General features: G+C 44.1%; 13 protein-coding genes. 4 read left to right on the top strand and 9 right to left on the bottom strand.

Annotation, left to right across the window (positions count from 1 at the left end):
- Positions 1-201 precede the first annotated feature (201 nt).
- The 3 genes from Q8M62_RS10635 to Q8M62_RS10625 are packed head-to-tail and all read right to left on the bottom strand — an operon-like array spanning position 202 to position 3,196.
- On the bottom strand, positions 202-891 hold the full coding sequence (locus tag Q8M62_RS10635; protein ID WP_304899856.1) for an ABC transporter ATP-binding protein: 690 nt from the start codon (positions 889-891) through the stop codon (positions 202-204).
- Positions 888-2,144, bottom strand: a complete 1,257-nt coding sequence (locus tag Q8M62_RS10630; protein ID WP_304899857.1) for an FtsX-like permease family protein — start codon at positions 2,142-2,144, stop codon at positions 888-890. Before Q8M62_RS10630 ends, Q8M62_RS10635 begins: the two co-directional genes overlap by 4 nt.
- A complete protein-coding gene (locus tag Q8M62_RS10625) occupies positions 2,144-3,196 on the bottom strand; it encodes an efflux RND transporter periplasmic adaptor subunit (protein WP_304899858.1) in 1,053 nt (350 codons plus the stop codon). Before Q8M62_RS10625 ends, Q8M62_RS10630 begins: the two co-directional genes overlap by 1 nt.
- 41 nt (positions 3,197-3,237) lie before the next feature.
- Here Q8M62_RS10625 and Q8M62_RS10620 point away from each other — a divergent pair, with 41 nt between their 5' ends.
- Positions 3,238-3,360: a hypothetical protein gene (locus Q8M62_RS10620; protein WP_304899859.1), complete on the top strand. Its 123-nt coding sequence runs from the start codon at positions 3,238-3,240 to the stop codon at positions 3,358-3,360.
- Positions 3,361-3,495: 135 nt separating this feature from the next.
- Here Q8M62_RS10620 and Q8M62_RS10615 read toward each other — a convergent pair whose 3' ends face one another.
- Positions 3,496-4,698, bottom strand: coding sequence for a serine hydrolase (locus Q8M62_RS10615; RefSeq protein ID WP_304899860.1), 1,203 nt, complete (start codon positions 4,696-4,698; stop codon positions 3,496-3,498).
- A 55-nt stretch (positions 4,699-4,753) separates the two neighbouring features.
- Here Q8M62_RS10615 and Q8M62_RS10610 point away from each other — a divergent pair, with 55 nt between their 5' ends.
- Entirely contained in the window at positions 4,754-5,590 is an 837-nt protein-coding gene (locus tag Q8M62_RS10610; RefSeq protein ID WP_304899861.1) for an alpha/beta hydrolase, read from the top strand.
- On the opposite strand, the gene Q8M62_RS10605 is transcribed toward Q8M62_RS10610, so the two are convergent.
- From Q8M62_RS10605 to Q8M62_RS10590, 4 genes are all read right to left on the bottom strand, one after another.
- Positions 5,587-6,360, bottom strand: a complete 774-nt coding sequence (locus Q8M62_RS10605) for a hypothetical protein (RefSeq protein WP_304899862.1) — start codon at positions 6,358-6,360, stop codon at positions 5,587-5,589. The two genes, Q8M62_RS10610 and Q8M62_RS10605, sit on opposite strands and share 4 nt — an antisense overlap.
- A gap of 197 nt (positions 6,361-6,557) precedes the next feature.
- Positions 6,558-7,571, bottom strand: coding sequence for a YhcG family protein (locus Q8M62_RS10600; protein WP_304899863.1), 1,014 nt, complete (start codon positions 7,569-7,571; stop codon positions 6,558-6,560).
- Positions 7,572-7,668: 97 nt separating this feature from the next.
- Positions 7,669-8,154: a VOC family protein gene (locus Q8M62_RS10595; protein ID WP_304899864.1), complete on the bottom strand. Its 486-nt coding sequence runs from the start codon at positions 8,152-8,154 to the stop codon at positions 7,669-7,671.
- Between the two features lie 240 nt (positions 8,155-8,394).
- Positions 8,395-10,554 carry an alpha-glucuronidase family glycosyl hydrolase gene (locus Q8M62_RS10590; RefSeq protein WP_304899865.1) on the bottom strand — a complete coding sequence of 720 codons (2,160 nt, stop codon included), beginning with the start codon at positions 10,552-10,554 and terminating at the stop codon, positions 8,395-8,397.
- A 153-nt stretch (positions 10,555-10,707) separates the two neighbouring features.
- Between Q8M62_RS10590 and Q8M62_RS10585 the strand changes: the two genes are divergently transcribed.
- The gene (locus Q8M62_RS10585) at positions 10,708-13,920 is read left to right on the top strand and encodes an exodeoxyribonuclease V subunit beta (protein ID WP_304899866.1); all 3,213 of its coding nucleotides are present in this window, start codon (positions 10,708-10,710) and stop codon (positions 13,918-13,920) included.
- Entirely contained in the window at positions 13,913-16,777 is a 2,865-nt protein-coding gene (locus tag Q8M62_RS10580) for a PD-(D/E)XK nuclease family protein (protein WP_304899867.1), read from the top strand. The genes Q8M62_RS10585 and Q8M62_RS10580 overlap by 8 nt, the downstream gene beginning before the upstream one ends.
- Before the next feature lie 157 nt (positions 16,778-16,934).
- Here Q8M62_RS10580 and Q8M62_RS10575 read toward each other — a convergent pair whose 3' ends face one another.
- Positions 16,935-17,390 carry a hypothetical protein gene (locus Q8M62_RS10575; protein WP_304899868.1) on the bottom strand — a complete coding sequence of 152 codons (456 nt, stop codon included), beginning with the start codon at positions 17,388-17,390 and terminating at the stop codon, positions 16,935-16,937.
- Positions 17,391-17,550: the final 160 nt, after the last annotated feature.

Raw genomic sequence — 17,550 nt, 5'->3', positions numbered from 1 at the left:
TCAATTCTGGATTTTAAAGACTGCTTCGCTCGTTCCTCACTCGCAGTGACGCTCCAATTGGTTAAGAGACTGCTTCGCTCGTTCCCCACTCGCAGTGACGCTCCAGTTGGTTAAGAGACTGCTTCGCTCGTTCCTCACTGCAGTGACGCTCCAATTGGTTAAGAGACTGCTTCGCTCGTTCCTCACTCGCAGTGACGCCAACTAAAAATTAACCACCCTCCCATCTTCCATCTCAATTGTGCGGTCCGTGCCGGCGGCAAATTCCGCGTCATGTGTGACAATAAGCATAGTTTGTCCAAAGTCCTTTGCCAACTCCCGGAATTTATTGTACACAATATCCGAATTCTTCTTGTCCAGATTTCCTGTGGGTTCGTCGCCCATGATCAGTAGCGGATCGTTGATCAAAGCTCTTGCAATGGCCACCCGTTGTTTTTGACCTCCGGACAGCTGATTGGCCTTTTTTCGTGCATGATCCTGCATATCAAAGATTCGCAACTTTTCCATCGCCTGGTGCTCGAGTTGTTCCCTGGAGTATTTTCCGAGTTTCAGACCCGGAATCATCACATTTTCCAAAACTGAAAACTCATTCAGCAAATAATGAAACTGAAATACGAAACCGATTTTTTCATTTCTAAGCTGAGAAAGGTAATTGGATGATTTTCCTGATATCCGCTCACCATCCATGAATAATTCACCCTTGTAATCGGTATCCATCGTGGATAAAATATACAAGAGCGTGGATTTGCCACAACCGGATTTTCCTACTACTGATACGAATTCCCCACGATTGATCTGGAAGCTCACATTTCGCAAGACCTGCGTTTCAGTAGGATTGTAGAAAAACTTATCAACGTTTTTCGCCTCAAGAACGACTTTGGATTGATCTTTCATTTTCCTCTGATAATTTCTACCGGGTCTACGCTGCTTGCTTTTCTGGCAGGAAAAAATCCTGCAAAATAGGTGGTGATCAAACTGAAGATCCCGCCGATTAGGTAATATTTTAAATTGTAATCCACGGGGAATGTTTTGATAGTGGGTAGGGCCGCCGTTTCAAAGGGAATCTGATCAATGACTAGGCAGGCCAAAAAGCCAAAAATCAAGCCCAACACCCCTCCGATGATGCCAATGGTAAGGGCGATGGTGATAAAAATCCGGTTGACATCCTGACTGCTAAACCCTATAGCCTTGAGGATGGCAATGGTGTCGAGTTTCTCGAAGATCATCATATTCAGGATATTGTAAATCCCAAAACCGGAAACGACTAGCAAAGTAATGCCCACGGCATAGCTGATTAATGTTCGGATGTTTGTCCCTGTTTCAAATTGGGCATTGACTGTCTGGATATCGTCTGCATCTATCCCGAACACATTCCCAAACTCCTTAGCCAAAGGAGGGGCAAGACTTAGGTCCTTCAGCTTCACCTGAATATCAGTGATGTAGGCAGGAGGTTCGCCGAGCATTTTTTGCACTGTCGCGATTGATGCGAAGCTGTTGACATTGTCAAAATCCCCAAGTCCGGATTGATAATATCCGGCTACTTTCAGTTGAACCCTGTTACCCTGCGCAGTGGTGACTTGGATAACATCGCCGATGTCCGCAAGCATGCGATCAGCTGCGCCTTTGCCTAGGATAATGGAATTTGTTTGATTGAGATCGGCAAAATTTCCGCTGGTCACATAATCGGTGAAAGCGAAAAGTTCGGCCTCTTTCTCCACATCTATCCCGCTGACAATCCCGGTGAGATCGATAGTACCGACATTGAAAAAAACCTGTGCCGAGATTTTGGGGCTCACGCCCAACACCCTGGAGTCCTCTTCCAAGGTCCTGATAATTGCCTCGCTATTGTGAATCGCCAAGCGGCTGGTGCTGGGCTTGATTGATCGGATGATGTTTAGTGAATTTTCAAAAGTGGAACTTTGGTCGATGGGTTGATTGGGGTTGGGGCGGATTTCGTTGTAAAATCGAATATGTGGGGTGCGATTCAGCACCAATCCATCGAGCATCGCATTCAGTCCATTCATAAAACCAAGCAAAGCCACAAACATGGTGATGCTGAACATCACCCCAGTGGCGGCGATCAGCGTTTGCTTCATTCGCGCAAACATCAAGGCTCGGGCGATCTCAAAGATCAAGGACCATTTCATTATTTTCTAGGAAGTATTAGTGGAGTTTTTTCATCAACGCCTTCCAAGATTTCGGCAAATTGGTACGTCTTGATTCCTACTTTTACCGGAATCGTATCGCCGTTTTCAGTGATCACCTGATTATCCAGCCAAAGGTAGCTTCTAGGAATAACCAGCGTTTCGGCTTTCACCTGAGTCACAATATTTGCTTCCAGCGTCAGATTAGGGTAGAGCCTGGGAGGTGATTTGGTGAAAACGGCCTCAATCGTGAAACTCTTACTTAGCGAATTCATGATCGGATAGATTCGGGTGACTTTGGCTTCGAAAACCTGATCCTTAAAACTGTCCATGGTGACCATCACAACTTGGCCTAGTTCAACTTTGGAAATATCATATTCATCGACCTGCAATTCCAGAAGAAATTCTCCGGCACTTCCAATGACAGCTAATGGAGTTTGTGGACTGACCATTTCTCCTTTTTCCTTCAAAACTGAATATACCACACCATCGATTTTGCTGGTAAGTAAGTATTCGCCAAGCAGGACGTCGCTGATGGCGAGATTTTTTGAGGCACTCCTTGAGTTGAATTCGATTTCCCGCTTCAAATCCAGGTAACGTAGCAAAGCCGATTCGTGGGAGGTTTTTGAGTTTTGAAAATTCAGAGCACGTTGCTCTACTTCTACTGCTGTACCAATTCCCTTTGCCCAAAGGCTCGTTTGCCGAACGAGCAGAAGGGAGTCGTTTTGTTTTTTGCTTTTTGCCAGATTGATGGTCAACTCCAGATCTTGAATGCGACTTTGGTTGGATTGTAGGTCTGCAAAATTTCGGGAAAGTTGCGCATTATCCCTTCCCAGTTTTTCGCGTTCGCTGAAAATTTTCAAAATGGGGGTGCCGGCTTTTACGGTGTCGCCTTCCCGTACAAAGATTTCTTCAATCGGCCCGGTAGCTAAGGTAAAAGCTTCGTATTGACCTTTTGCTTTGACCAGGCCTGAAGCATAGACCGATTCAGTCAGTGATTTTTTTTCCGGCAGGATAGTTTTTTCATCCGACTTTCCGCAAGAAATGATACTCATTGATAGTAAAATCAGTAATTGAAAATCACCAAATCCCGAAAATGAAAAACAAATCTTTTGCATACGAATTGAAGCCTGAGGAAATTCAAAGTAAACAATTTCTTCTCCCGAAAGAACTGAGAAAAATCAGTCCAGGGAGTTTTTTTATCGGCTACCTGATTTAGCTGCTTGAAGTTAGACTCTTGCGCGCGATGATGTTACAGAATAGGTGTGTCGTAGTGGGAAATGAAAGGATCTATTGCCTGTGTCTCAAAACTGACTGTCGGGACTACTCACCGAAACCTTTATTTTTTTTCTGATTACTCGATCGCCTGATAAACCATTTGACGGAACTTGTTTTCGTAATACGAACTGAAAGGTGCGACCTGTGTCATAAATATCGCGACCATGTCTTCCTTAGGATCAATGAAGAAGTAAGTGCAATAGGCACCACTCCAATAGAAGGTGCCTTCAGAGCCCAGACTTTTGGTGTCTGCCAAGTCATCGACCACTGCAAAGCCAAAGCCGAATCCTTTTCCGGGATCCTGAAAGAGATCCTTACTTTGGTTCATTGCCATTAGTTCGACGGTTTTCGAACTGAGGTAGCGCCTCCCATTCAGTTCGCCGCCATTGAGCATCATCCGGGCAAAAAGCGAATAGTCCTGAGCTGTTGAAAAGAGTGCATTAGCGCCGGCAAAAACAGTGTTTCCTGAGGTGGTAGTTTGCCTAGGTGCTTTTGTCAACTTACCATCATCATCATAGGAATGAAGGACAGTCATCCTTTTTGCCTGCTCTTCTGATAGGTTGTAGCCGGTATCCTTCATTCCCAGAGGATTGAAAAGTCGTTGCTGTAGGAATTCAGCAGTTGTCTGACCGGAAAAGACTTCAATCAGTCGCGCCAAAATATCAGGCGAAGCCGAATAGTACCATTGCGTTCCGGGTTGGGCGTATAAGGGGAGTTTGGCGTAAGCAGCTACACGAGATGCGATATCTTTGTGTTGGGTTTGATAAAGACCACGAATCACTTCTTCGTCCACTTTGGAGCTTCCCAATCCATGTGAAAATCCAGCCGTGTGACTCATCAGTTGGGCGATGGTAATGGGCGACTTGACAGGCTCCAAACCTCCTTCAGAACCCAATTTTACGTCTTTTGCAACCATGGCATCCTTGAATTCCGGAAGATACTTGTGAAGCGGATCGTTGAGGAAGAAGTGCCCTTCCTCATACAGCATCATGAAAGCCGCGGTAATGATGGGCTTGGTCATCGACTGGATGTAGAAAATTTGATCCGATCGGGTAGGAGTTTTAGCAGTAAGATCACTGTAGCCTAGGGTGGATTCGTGGACTTTTTCGCCGTTTTTATACACTAGCGTAACGACTCCCGGGAGTCTGCCTTCATCTATCTCTTTTTGAAAATAGGCGTCATATCGGTCGAGACGCTCGGTTGAAAGACTGGATTGTGCTAATCCTGAACAAACCAAGACTAGGCACAAAAGGATGGTGGAAAAGGTTTTTTGGATCATTTTGATTGAATATGGTCGGCATAATTCTAAATTTAATCAAAAACCAGATCCATTCATGTCTTACCTTGAAACTTCCTACACCACCCACGACGGACTGAAACTTTACCTCCAAGCTTGGATGCCTGAAAAACCAAAGGCTGGAATGCTGCTCGTTCATGGTTTGGGAGAGCATAGCGGCCGGTATGGGCATATCGTTGAAAAGCTGAATGTATTGGGTGTGGCAGTTTTTACTTTTGATGGAAGAGGACATGGAAAATCAGTAGAAGGAAAGCCAACAGCCTACTTTGATTCTTATGAAGATTACCTGAAGGACATCGATGCACTTTTTGGTAAAGTCAAAGCCTATTTGCCCGGCCTTCCTGCTTTTCTTTATGGACACAGTATGGGTGGAGGATTGGTGGCAGCTTATATACTGAAATTTAAGCCTGAAGCCAAAGGTGTGATTCTAAGTTCGCCGGCAATAAAAGAGGCGGAAGGGACATCCTACTTCTTGATCACAATTTCCGGTCTAATCAATCGCCTTTTACCCAAGCTTAAAGTCCTCAAATTGGACATTTTGGGAATTTCCCGAATTCCCGAGGAAGTGGAAAAATATAAAAAGGATCCCTTGATCTATCAGGAAAATATCCCGGCGAGGACAGGCTATGAGCTCTACCAAATGATGCAGTTTATTCAGCAGAAAGCAGGTGAATTTGGTCTTCCTTTTCTATTGATTCACGGAGAGGCAGATCGACTCACCAATCCAAATGGATCGGAATTATTATTTGAAAAGGCTAAGTCAGCCGATAAAACCCTCAAGATTTTTCCCGGAGGCTATCATGAATTGGTCAATGATTCTGATCGGGAGGAAGTGATGCAGGTGATTGTGGATTGGGTGGGGGAAAGGATTTAGCTTTTTGAATACCCACTGAGGAAAAGTAGGTATGCAGGACCAGATTTGATTCGTCCGGTTTTCCACTCGAAGGTTTCTCCTCCCTCAACTTTTGCAATCAATTGCTGCATTTCTTCAGTGGAGTAAGTTCGGAGGCTAGAGACCATACCATCCCACCAAGTAAAAATCGGAACCAATGGAATCAGATAAGTAAAAAGTATTCTTTCCGCTGAAAAAGGTCTGATAAATGGGGTGGTTAATAGGACAGTCAAAGGCGAAAAAAACATAGCTAAAATACTGGGTAAACTTCGTTCTTGGCCTTCCACGATCAAAATAGGCTGTTTGGTTTTCACCGCATCTTGGAGGATTTGAACGGCTTTGTCGGGTTGGAAATGATGAAAAGACAAAAACATCGTTCTTAATCCTTTTAGATTTTCCGGCACATTCCGTGCGTCGATGGGTTCTGAAAAAGATTCAAAATTTACTGCTTGGCTCTTCGTAAACTGAAATGCATGGAAATTAGGATAGAGATCCGTCAGGATGATTTTGATTTTAGGATTTATCTTGATCAATTCCTCGTTTAATGTAAGTAAACCGCCTCCTCCGCCAGATGCAAGGTCTATGATTTTTGTTGTGTTGGATTTTTCTAATAGAGACCTTATTTGGGGGAGGATCGGGATAAACATTTTAGTTTTGTTTGCCAAAAACTGCAAAAAATCAGTCATAAAATTTCTGATCAAATATGGAAACCAAGCCTGATCCCCAAACTCAAATAAATGAATACGTCCCATAGTTGAAAGGTTAATTTGGAAACCTACCCTCAATCCCAGACTTCTTTTCGTCTTATTTTTGAATTTAATTAAAAAATGAAAGTTAGAAGTTTAAGTCATCAGATTTCTCTCAATAGCCCTTTCACATCCAATTGCCTCGTGTACATCGTCAGTTCGACGTTTTCATCTTTCGGCTAAAGTGCTTTCGGGTGGATAGGTTAAGTGAGTCGATTCCGCTCAATTCTATCCTTAGCTGCTATCAAAAGTTGGTGAAGTTTTTTCTCTAATTCTCTTTTTGGAGGTAATTCTGTCCAATATTCGGCAACCATTATTCCGTCTTTATGCATTTCCAGTAATTCAACCTGTTCTTTGTTAGTCTCGGCGCAAAGAATCAAACCTACTGGCTCTTTTTCGCCTTCTTGCCTTTCAAATTTGTTAAGCCATTTTAAGTAAAGATCCATTTGCCCCTTAAATGCGGCCTCGAATTTCCCAATCTTCAATTCAATGGCTACCAGTCGCTTGAGATTTCTATTGTAAAAGAGTAGGTCTAAATAAAAATCCTCTCCATCTATGATCATTCTTTTTTGGCGTTCCATAAAGGCAAAACCTTTTCCCAGTTCTAAAATGAATGTTTCCAATTCATGAAGAATGGCTCGCTCTAGATCATTTTCCAAATAAATGTTTTTTAAATCCAGAAAATCCAGCAAATAAGGATCTTTGAAAGTGTGATGAAGGGAATCATCAATCTGAGTTTGTTGGAAATTAGCGATTTCTGATCGTTCAAAAGCTTTTCGCGAAATTTGGTAGCGGAGGTCTCTTATACTTAGTTTTTGGTTTGATGCTAATTGAGTATAATAGATTCTTGCTTGTGTTTCTTTCAAAGGAATGATGACCAAAAAGTGGCTCCAACTCAATTGTCGTGACAGTGTAACGACAATTTGAAAATCCGGAAACTCTTCGGCAAATTGAATCATTCTGCGGACATTTTTTTCCGTGAAATTACGGCCATAGTTTGCTTCTAGTTGGGCAGATATAGTGGCTACGATTTGCTTTCCATATGAGGCTCGTTCATTGTTTAGGATTTCATTACTGATCCTATTGCCAACATTCCAAAACAAAAGCGTCAACGCACTATTAGCAACTTTTGCTATTTGTTTCTGACTCTGTTCGATCATTTCCGACAAATCCTGGAATAGATCAACGTTATGCAAGTTTTGGGTTTTCTTGGTCATAGTTCAGGTCATTTCTATTGTCTTCATTTAGGTTTTCTCGCCCAAGTGAGTCTCCGCACTCACTTGAATTCTATTTAGTAAGCAAATCGAATAGTAATTAAAGCTCTCCCAAAAGTCCCTTCACATCCAATTGCCTCGTGTACATAGTGAGGTCTCCATTTTCATCCAAAGGCCAGTCTACTTTTGGTCGATCCCAATACAGTTCCACCCCGTTTTCATCGGGATCATCCAAATATAGCGCTTCCGAAACGCCATGGTCAGCAGCGCCGGTGAGTGGATAATTGGCTTCAGTGATGCGTTTAAAGATCACGGCAAGATCTTTTCGTGTTGGGAAAAGAATGGCAGTATGAAAGAGTCCAGGGGCATTTTTCGGTGCCGGTTTCCCCCCTTTGCTTTGCCAGGTATTCAATCCGATGTGGTGATGATAGCCTCCCGCAGAGATGAAGGCGGCATCCTTCCCGTACATCATTACGAGCTCAAATCCCAGCAATCCACAGTAGAAATCCAGCGATCGCTGAATGTCTGTGACTTTTAGGTGTACATGCCCGATTCGGGTAGCGGCGGGGATAGTGTATATTTCCATGTTCTTATTTCTTCATCATTCAACATTCATCATTCGATATTCATTATTGCTTCATTTTATCTCACAGATGGCACGGATGAGCACAGATGTTATTTCCTTTTCCTGAAGATTACATATGCGGAAAAGAACACCAAGATTTAGAAAATTCATTTTTGAAAGTTTAGGCCTTAGAATTTGAACATCAGGATCAAACTCAAGTCAAGAGCTTCGTAACGCGTATTTCGTTACTCGTACTTCAATCTACCATCTCGGCCTGATCCCCGGTGCGGTTGGGAATCTCAAGCTTTTGTAATATTCCAGATCACCTTCGGGCTGTTCGATTTCCTCCGGAAAAGGACGCTTCGCAAAAGTCTGGAAATAAAGCAAGCAGGAATTTCTCCACCATTCGGCCTCTGAGACCTGAACGGCCAACAATTGCCTCACATGATCAAATCGCTCAGGATCGATCTCAGATTCCAAAGAAGACCAAGATTCCTGCATTTTTCTCGCGGTTTTTACACCCTGATCGTAATGAAGGCCGATTTCTTCCCAAAGTGTATTCCCTGATTTCAACTCAAAATCCCAAGGAAGATGATGAAACCAAAGCAAATATTTCTCCGGTATTTGATTCGGATCAGCATACGCGTTCACCAGTTCGGGAGCATATTGGCCCAAGGCATCACTGCCACTTGCTGTGCGGTCAAAACCGATTCCCATACTATCCGCCTGATGATAATAGAGCGCTGTCCAGTCCGGTCTTCCGCCCGTCACCCAAGGTCCCGGACCGTAATGATGATCCCAGCCCATGATATGGTGAAGCCCCAAGGGCATCATGTAATTGACGGCTGCTTCATGCGATCCGAGTAGGATTTCATTGATTTTTGATAAAACCTCCGGTTTTTGACCAAAGGTCATTTTTGTCCATTCATCTGCAATTTGGGCTGAGGTCAAGGAGTGATCCCATGCCTGTCGTCCAAATGCATACCAGTTGGCCTGTCCGAAAAGATGCCCGGTCCAATTGCGGTCGGTTCCGATATTGGATACGCCCGCCATCAGTGTCAGCTTTTGTCCGGAGTCGCTACCATCGATGATACCAGCCACAGTGGAGGCAGGGGTAGGACGGTAGGTTTTGCTGCGCAAAACTTCTTCCCACATCGGAGCAAGGAAGACCAACTGGGTAGCTTGTCCGAGGTATTCCTGAGTGATTTGAAACTCAATCCCGAGATTGGTACTCTTGACAGCTCCAAAGAGCGGGTGAAAAGGTTCACGTGGCATGAAATCTATCGCCCCATTTTTCACTTGGATGATCACGTTCTCCCGGAATTTACCATCCAAAGGTTCGAATTCGAGATTGGCATGTTTGTGCCGGTCCTCATCCAACTCATGTGAATAGACGAAAGCTCTCCAAATCAAGATGCCATCATGTGGAGCCAAAGCGTCGGCCAAGACATTTGCACCTTCGGCATGATTTCGTTGGTATTCATGTGGGCCGGGTTGACCCTCAGAATTAGCTTTGACTAGGTAACCCCCAAAATCGGGGATAAAGGAGTACATCTCGTCCGTTTTATTTTTCCAAAAAGTGATTACCTCCGGATCGAGTGGATCGGCGGTTTTTAATCCTCCGATTTCGATCGGAGCAGAAAAGCGCGCAGTAAGAAAAACCTTAATGCCATAAGGTCTGAAAATGTCTGCCAAAACTTTGGCCTTTTTCATGAAATCAGTGGTGAGAATCCGGGCATTTGCATTGACATTGGTGAGCGACACGGCGTTGATTCCGATGCTTGCATTTGCCCGTGCATAGTCGATGTAGCGGGGATCGATATAGCCAGGAAGCCTGTGCCAATCCCAAATCGAGAAACCTGCATACCCTCTCTCCACTGTCCGATCCAGATTGTCCCAATGGTTGAGCATACGAAGGGTAACTTTTGGACTGTCTGATTTTTGGAGGCGGGGATCAAAAGCTCCGGTTTGAATGGTTTTCAACCAATCAAAGACACCATAGAGGACACCGATAGGTCGGTTTCCCACGATGGTGAAATAGGTTTTTCCCTGAAAATCGATTGGCCCCATCCAAAATCCATCTTCGCCCAATTCCCGAATGTCAGCCTGTTGCTGCAATCCGAGTACTTGCGAAAGCTGTTCTCGTGTTCCCAACCAAACCTTGGTTTGAGCCAATCTTTCCTTTGAATAAATCGGTGTTTTTCCCAGCATCTTTTGACCTGCTATATCCAGTTCCTTTCGGATGACATCGTAAGTTGGGCTTTCACCAAAGAAAAAAAATCCGGAGAAAAGCGGATCGATCTGAGTCTTTAGTTGTGGATTTTCCACCGGACTGTAATCCAGCCAAAGTCCATAGCCATCTTTGGCATTGGCATCAAAGAATAGCAGGCAACAAATGAAACTACACAACAAGGTTTTCATGGGCTTAAATATTTGAGGATTTGAAAATGACCAAAAATGCAAGGAATTCCAATTTGAACTCCGCAATGGATTTCTGACAACTGCCGTCACTTCAGCCCAAACTTGTGTCGAAATCCCCTTGGCTTTCCTATCTTCGAAGCCTAACTTTTTCCCATGGATCATAAACCTTTCATCATCTACAAATCCTCCGCCGGCTCGGGTAAGACCTACACGCTGACCTTGGAATACCTCAAACTTGCATTGGCAAATCCCGGAGCATTTCGGCAGATTCTCGCGGTGACTTTTACCAATAAAGCTACTGCCGAAATGAAGGAGCGGATTCTCAAGGAGCTGAATCGTCTCCGAACGACTGTGAATCCGGGGGAAAAAATGGATGAAGAGCTGATGAAAGCACTTCAGGTGGATGAAACCGGCCTGAAAGTGAAAGCTTCCCAGACCTTGACAGCGATTCTGCATGATTATGGGCATTTTTCGGTCAGCACGATTGACAGTTTCTTTCAGAAAGTGGTGCGGGCATTTGCCAGGGAAATGGATCTCAATGCCAAGTTTGAGGTTGAGTTGGATCAGCAAGCGGTACTCGATCGCGTAGTGGATCGCGTGGTGATGCTGGTGATGGAAGATGAATTTCTCCACAAGTGGCTGGTAGACTACGCCTCTGATCAGATCCAAAACGGCAAATCCTGGGATATTCGACGAAATATTCGCGAGTTGGGAGGGCAGATTTTTCAGGAGGACTTCAAGCGGTATTCTGCTGATATTCGAAGTTTTTTAAAGGAAAAAGAAAACATTTCCCGACTTCAGGTTTTTGCTCGGGAACGGAGGGCCGAACTGATCAAAATCGCCGAGGCGATCAATCTGAAAGCCAATGAAATCCGAGCTGGTTTAGGTTTGGAATGGAGCGACTACAACCGTGGATTTCTTAGCAGGTTTGATAAACTGGGTAAAAAAGAAACTCCGATTTCTGATTTTTCAGATGCCCATCTGGCCAAAGCAGCAAGTCCGGAAGCTTGGGCTACAAAGACAAGTCCTAAAAAGGACTTGATTGAGCAATCATTCTACGCCGGATTGGGAGAACTTTTGGGAAAAGTAGAGCAGCTGACTTACCAGTGGAACACCTTGTTGGCGATCTCCAAAAACATCTACGTGTATGGTATTTTCAGAAATCTCCTGGAGGAACTGACCCTCATCAAGGATGAAGAAAGCATTTTACTGATTTCCGATGCCAATGAGTTTCTCAAGGAAATCACCAAAGAAAATGACGCTCCTTTCATCTATGAAAAAGTCGGAAATCAGTACCGAAACTATCTGATTGACGAATTTCAGGACACTTCCGGATTCCAATGGGCAAGCTTCAAGCCGCTGCTGGAAAACTCCCTTTCGCAGGGTAACACCAATCTTTTGGTAGGGGATGTGAAGCAGTCGATCTATCGCTGGAGAGGCGGAGAGATGAAGTTGCTTTTGGAGCAAGTGGAGCAAGAGATGGGTGTTTTTGGGATTCAACATGAAAATCTGGACACCAATTTTCGAAGTCTGCCAACTATCATTGACTTTAATAATGCGCTTTTTAAACGGCTTCCGGCCTCCTTTGAAGCGACACTTCAGGATCAGTACGGAGTGGCTGATCCATCGATTCTTTCGCGCGCATATTCGGACGTAAATCAGAAGATTTCTCCAAAAAAGGCAAGTTCTGAATTTCAGGGTAAGGTGAAAATTGAGTTTTTGGCTTCGGGTAAGGAAGAAGAGGAGGAGGGAAATTTTTCCGAGCGGGTGCTGGATAAGCTTCCGGCCATGGTGTGCGAACTTCAGGACCACGGCTACAGCCTACGTGATATTGCCTTTTTGGTGCGTACCAAAGCGGAAGGGGAAGCCATCGCAGATATTCTGATGCGGGAAGGGGCGACGAATATTGATTCTGCCTATCGCTTCGATGTGCTTTCTGATGAATCGATGTACCTGAGCAAATCTGCGGCTGTCAAAGCCCTGGTGGCGGGATTGAAATACCTCCAATATCCCGACGATGTGGTACAATTTAAGACCATGTGGTACTATCGGGCAGTTTTGCAGGATGAACCTGTCAACCACGAGCTTTTGGCCTTGGATCAAATTCCGGATTACTTGAGGGAAAAGGTGGAGTCTTTTCGGCAGCGCGAGACGCTTTTGCTCCAGCTTCCATTGATGGAAGCCTTGGAGGAGTTGATATCCGCCTTGGATTTGATGGAAAATGGACTGGAAAAAGCCTACATCTCAGGTTTCAAAGAGGCCGTCTATGACTTCACCGCATCCAATCGCTCTGATCTCGCGGGGTTTCTGGATTGGTGGGAGGATAATCAATCCAAACGCACCGTCAAGATTCCGGAAGGTCATGATGCCATGCGGATTTTGACCATTCACAAGTCCAAGGGATTGCAGTTTAAAGTGGTGCTGATGCCGTTTTTGAAATGGACAATCTTTGATGTGACCAAGGGAAATGTGGTTTGGTCACCTTTTGAGGACAAGGGCCATAATCTCGCGGCCATCATTCCGCTCACGCTCAATAGCAACCTATCCAAATCTGACTTCCATGAGACCTATTCCGAAGAAGCGATTTTGGCATATTTGGACAGCTTGAATATGATTTATGTGGCGCTAACGCGGGCTGAGGATGTTTTTTGGGGATTTGTTCCCTACAAGGAAAAGATCGGCTCACTCAATATTCTGGAGGTTCATTTGCAGCAGATTCTTCAAAATGGAATAGAAACCGGGGAAGGATTGAGCCTTTCGGAGTATTTTGATTCGGAAACCAAAATCTTTGAATTGGGTGATTGGCCAAAAGTGAAGCCGGAGAAACCCCCAGTGCTTACTGTACCGGAGTTGCGCTGGGCCTATCAAAACTGGACTGAGCTTTTGAAAGTGAAGAAGTATGCAGTGGACTTTTCCCAGGAAGGAATGGAACAGCGCAAAAAACGCAACTTCGGCTTGCTTGTCCACGAGATTTTGGAGAAATCCATCGATTTGGAAGCTGCAAAGTCCATTTTGCAGGCCTTTTACTTCGAAGGAAGACTCAGCGAATCTGAAAAATCAGAGGTTGAAACACAGTTGATTGGACTTTTCAAAAACTCACTTTTTTCATCTTGGTTTGTCGGTGAAGGCATTCTGCTCGCAGAGCAGGGAATATTACTTCCCGGAGGAAAGCAAAAACGTCCCGATCGAATTATCCTGAGGGAAAGTGAATCTGTCATTGTCGATTTCAAAACGGGTGAGGAAATGGAACACTATGGAAACCAAGTGCGGGAATATATGGAATTGGTGAAAAAACTTACTCAAAAGCCTGCCAAAGGCTTTTTGTGCTATTTGGAAACTGGAAAAATCGAAGAAGTCCATGCATAGTTTTCTAAAAAATACTGCAAAGGAGATTCTTGAAAAACACGAAAATCTTCAAAACCTCAGTATCGTCCTTCCCAACCGAAGAGCCGGTTTATTCTTTACACAGCATTTGGGAACTTTGATCTCCGAACCGACTTGGATGCCGGAGGTGAAGACGATTGAGGATATATTTTATCAGTATGCGGGTCAGCGTCCTGCCGATGACTTGACCCTGATCTTTGAGTTGTATCGGGTTTATCGGGATTTACATCCGAATCCGGAAGATTTTGACCGTTTTTTCTTTTGGGGAGAAATGATCCTCAAAGATTTCAACGACGTGGATCAATTTATGGCAGATGCCAAACGATTGTATCATCAGTTGGCTGAATTCAAGGAATTTGAGTCCGATCAGAGTTTTTTGACTGAAGGTCAGGTAGAGTTGATTCAGCAGTTTTGGAATTCCTTCATTCGGCAGGATCGCATGCATCAGGAGAAGTTTTTGAAGTTCTGGGAATTGCTCAATCCACTTTATCAGTCATTTCAGGCTTCCTTGGATGTATCGGGTTTGGCCTATTCGGGAAAGCTTTACCGCAAAGTAGTCGAGGCGCTCGATCAACTCGAAAAGCCGGAAAAACACACGATTTTCATCGGTTTCAATGCATTTACCGGCACTGAAGAGAAACTGATCAAGCATTTTATCTCTAGGTTTGGGGCTGAAATTTTCTGGGATTTGGATGGCTATTACCTTATTGACAAAAATCAGGAAGCCGGACTTTTCTTCCGTGAATACCAAAGAGACAAGGTTTTGGGGCCGACATTTCCCGAAATAATTCCGACGCAGATTCAAAGCCGAAACGCTAAAATCCATACGTATGCCACGCCGCTCAAAACCAATCAGGCAAATCTGGTCGGGACGATTTTGGAGCAGGTGAAAGGCGAAGAAAACTGGGAAGAGACTGTGGTGATTTTGCCGGATGAGCAGATGCTATTTCCGATACTTCATTCCCTTCCTGATCAGATTGACAAAGTCAACGTCACGATGGGCTATCCTGTCAAAAATTCACCTGTGTATGCCTTCTTGGAGGCTGTCCTGGAGATGCAGCGATTTATTAAAATAGAAGATGGAAAGGTGCTTTTCTATCATCAGGCCGTCAGAAATCTGCTTTCATCCATTTACTTGAAAACTGCCAATCCGAAATTTTGTGAAGATTTACTGTTGGATATTCAGGCGAAAAATCAGATTCATATTTCGCAGGAAAATCTCCAAAAGGGTGGTGAATTTTTCGCGCTGATATTTCAAAAGCTCGAAAGTGATCAGTTGTTTGCCTATCTGTCCAAGTTGATGGAGGATTTGGCCGAAAGACTGAAAGAAGAACCTTTGCAGCGGAGTTACCTGTATCAATGCTTTAAGCAACTGACCCGATTGCGGGAGGTTTTTGCGAAGCAGGATGCACTGCGTGTCAATCGGGAGTTTTTCATCCGGCTTTTCCGTCAGGTTTTCAGAGAGGTGAAGTTGCCATTTGAAGGGGAACCGCTACAGGGACTGCAGGTGATGGGGGTGTTGGAGACTAGAAACCTAGATTTCCGGCGGGTAATCATCTGCAATATGAATGAGAGCAGTTTTCCGCCTTCAGCCGGATTGAATTCTATGATTCCGTTCAATATTCGCCGGGCGTTTGGATTGCCTGTACAAGAGCAAAACGACGCGATCTATGCCTACACTTTTTACCGACTGCTTCACTCTGCAGAGGAGGTGCATATGATTTACACTACGGCAGCCGAACAGGGGAAAGCCGGAGAAAAGAGCCGCTACATCCAACAGATGATGGTGGAAATGGGCTTGGAGATCAGGGAGGAGGTGATTTTTGTTCCAATCGACCAAAAGTCTCCGGAAGAAATCAGCATTCCAAAAGTGCCAGAGGTTTTGGGACTTTTGGATAGGTATCTAATCCGACCTGACGGCACATCCGAAACTGCCTTTTCGCCCTCAGCACTGAGTGTTTACCTCGATTGTCGTCTCAAGTTTTACCTCCAATACCTTGCAGAACTAAAAGAAAAAGATGAAGTCAGCGAAGACATCGATGCAGGGGTTTTTGGGAATTTGGCGCATTACAGCATGGAAAATCTCTATCAAGGCTTTATGGAGCGAAAGAAAAGGGATGTGCTTGAACCGGGAGATTTTAAGGATTTGCAGCGTCTTTGGGTGTTTCCTGCCATTGAACAGGCAGTTCGTACGCATTATCACCTAGAAGATGCGGCTGAAACCAAGCTAAACGGGCAAATGGCTATCGCGCGTGATGTACTCCAAAAATACATCAACCGGATTTTGGAGATTGATGCCGCTTCTGCTCCTTTCCGTTTGGTTTCTTTGGAAAAGGCTAAAAAATATCAGGCTAAACTACTGATTCAAACCTCACAGGGCAGCCGTGAGATTGCCTTACGGGGAATTATTGACCGAGTTGATGAACTGAATGGAGCGATTCGACTGATAGATTACAAATCGGGAGGCGATAAAAAGGAGTTTCCGGATATTCCATCGCTTTTTGACCGAGAAAACAAAAAGCGAAACAAAGCAGCGATGCAGACCATGTTTTACGGACTGCTTTATCAAGCGACTTACCCTGAGAATACGGCGGTACTCAAACCGGCTATTTTCAATTTAAGGGAGCTATTTTCTGATGATTTCAATCCGTATTTGCAATTGAAGCAAGCCTATAAAACCGGAATTGAGCTAAATGATTACCGTGATTATCAGGAAGCGTATGAGGAAGGATTGAAGGGGCTATTGGAAGAGATGTACGATCCGGAAGTTCCATTTTCTCAAACGGATGACGTGGAGAAGTGTAAGTATTGTCCTTACAAGGAGATGTGTGGAAAGTAGGGGGCAGTAGGCAGTCTCAGTAGGCGGAGTGGAAAGGTAGTAGGGTCACCCTGAGTAGCTTGCCCGCCGCGGCGGGGAGTCGAAGGGTTTTGTAAGTGGTAAAAAGTGAGTAGTTAGTAGAAAAGCAGGTAGTCTCAGGTGGCAGTTTTTTTAATTTTTACTCTACAATCATTTCAAATTTTTCATGTTTGACTTCCGATTTATCTTTATTTATAATTCTTAAATTATTGGTTGTGACACTGAAATAAACTGTCTCTGACCATTCCCAACTTTCTTGTTCTCTCAAGTTTACCGCACTTGCTTCATAATAAACAGAAATTGAATCTCCTTTTATGGTTAGCACAATTTTGTCGAGAGTGTCTTGAATTGTTGCAGTGTAAGGAGTTGTTGGGCAATTTGAATTTTCTAATTCAGATAAAACATCTTTGTCACTTGAAAACCATTTTCTTAAAAAGCCAAGATGAGTTTCTGAACATTGATATCCTAGTCCTAGAGAGGTGATTATCTTACAATCTAAATTGCTTCTATCCGCATTCGCATCTCCATCCCACCAACATTCGTTGCCAATAAAGGTCGAAACATATCCAATCGCTGCTTTTTCTTGATTGGTCATAGCGTTTATATATTCTAAATCACTACTGTCCGAGAAACGGTTTTAAAATTTAGGGTAAGCTTCTTAGGAGAAGCCTACCCTTTTTGCTGTATTTTAGGTTTACCACAACTTCAAATTACAGCGGATGAAAAATACACATTTCTTCGGACAGCCGATTTTT

Source organism: Algoriphagus sp. (assembly GCF_030694375.1).
Lineage (GTDB): Bacteria > Bacteroidota > Bacteroidia > Cytophagales > Cyclobacteriaceae > Algoriphagus.
Note: the sequence above shows the minus strand (reverse complement) of the source record. Positions and strands in the feature narration are given on the sequence as shown.

Bases quoted from the DNA above. Each gene is read 5' to 3' on its own strand.
- Q8M62_RS10605 (WP_304899862.1), bottom strand. From the start codon at position 6,360: ATGGGACGTATTCATTTATTTGAGTTTGGGGATCAGGCTTGGTTTCCA.
- Q8M62_RS10620 (WP_304899859.1), top strand. From the start codon at position 3,238: ATGAAAAACAAATCTTTTGCATACGAATTGAAGCCTGAGGAAATTCAA.
- Q8M62_RS10625 (WP_304899858.1), bottom strand. From the start codon at position 3,196: ATGAGTATCATTTCTTGCGGAAAGTCGGATGAAAAAACTATCCTGCCG.
- Q8M62_RS10585 (WP_304899866.1), top strand. From the start codon at position 10,708: ATGGATCATAAACCTTTCATCATCTACAAATCCTCCGCCGGCTCGGGT.
- Q8M62_RS10635 (WP_304899856.1), bottom strand. From the start codon at position 891: ATGAAAGATCAATCCAAAGTCGTTCTTGAGGCGAAAAACGTTGATAAG.
- Q8M62_RS10590 (WP_304899865.1), bottom strand. From the start codon at position 10,554: ATGAAAACCTTGTTGTGTAGTTTCATTTGTTGCCTGCTATTCTTTGAT.
- Q8M62_RS10575 (WP_304899868.1), bottom strand. From the start codon at position 17,390: ATGACCAATCAAGAAAAAGCAGCGATTGGATATGTTTCGACCTTTATT.
- Q8M62_RS10615 (WP_304899860.1), bottom strand. From the start codon at position 4,698: ATGATCCAAAAAACCTTTTCCACCATCCTTTTGTGCCTAGTCTTGGTT.
- Q8M62_RS10630 (WP_304899857.1), bottom strand. From the start codon at position 2,144: ATGAAATGGTCCTTGATCTTTGAGATCGCCCGAGCCTTGATGTTTGCG.
- Q8M62_RS10610 (WP_304899861.1), top strand. From the start codon at position 4,754: ATGTCTTACCTTGAAACTTCCTACACCACCCACGACGGACTGAAACTT.
- Q8M62_RS10580 (WP_304899867.1), top strand. From the start codon at position 13,913: ATGCATAGTTTTCTAAAAAATACTGCAAAGGAGATTCTTGAAAAACAC.
- Q8M62_RS10595 (WP_304899864.1), bottom strand. From the start codon at position 8,154: ATGGAAATATACACTATCCCCGCCGCTACCCGAATCGGGCATGTACAC.
- Q8M62_RS10600 (WP_304899863.1), bottom strand. From the start codon at position 7,571: ATGACCAAGAAAACCCAAAACTTGCATAACGTTGATCTATTCCAGGAT.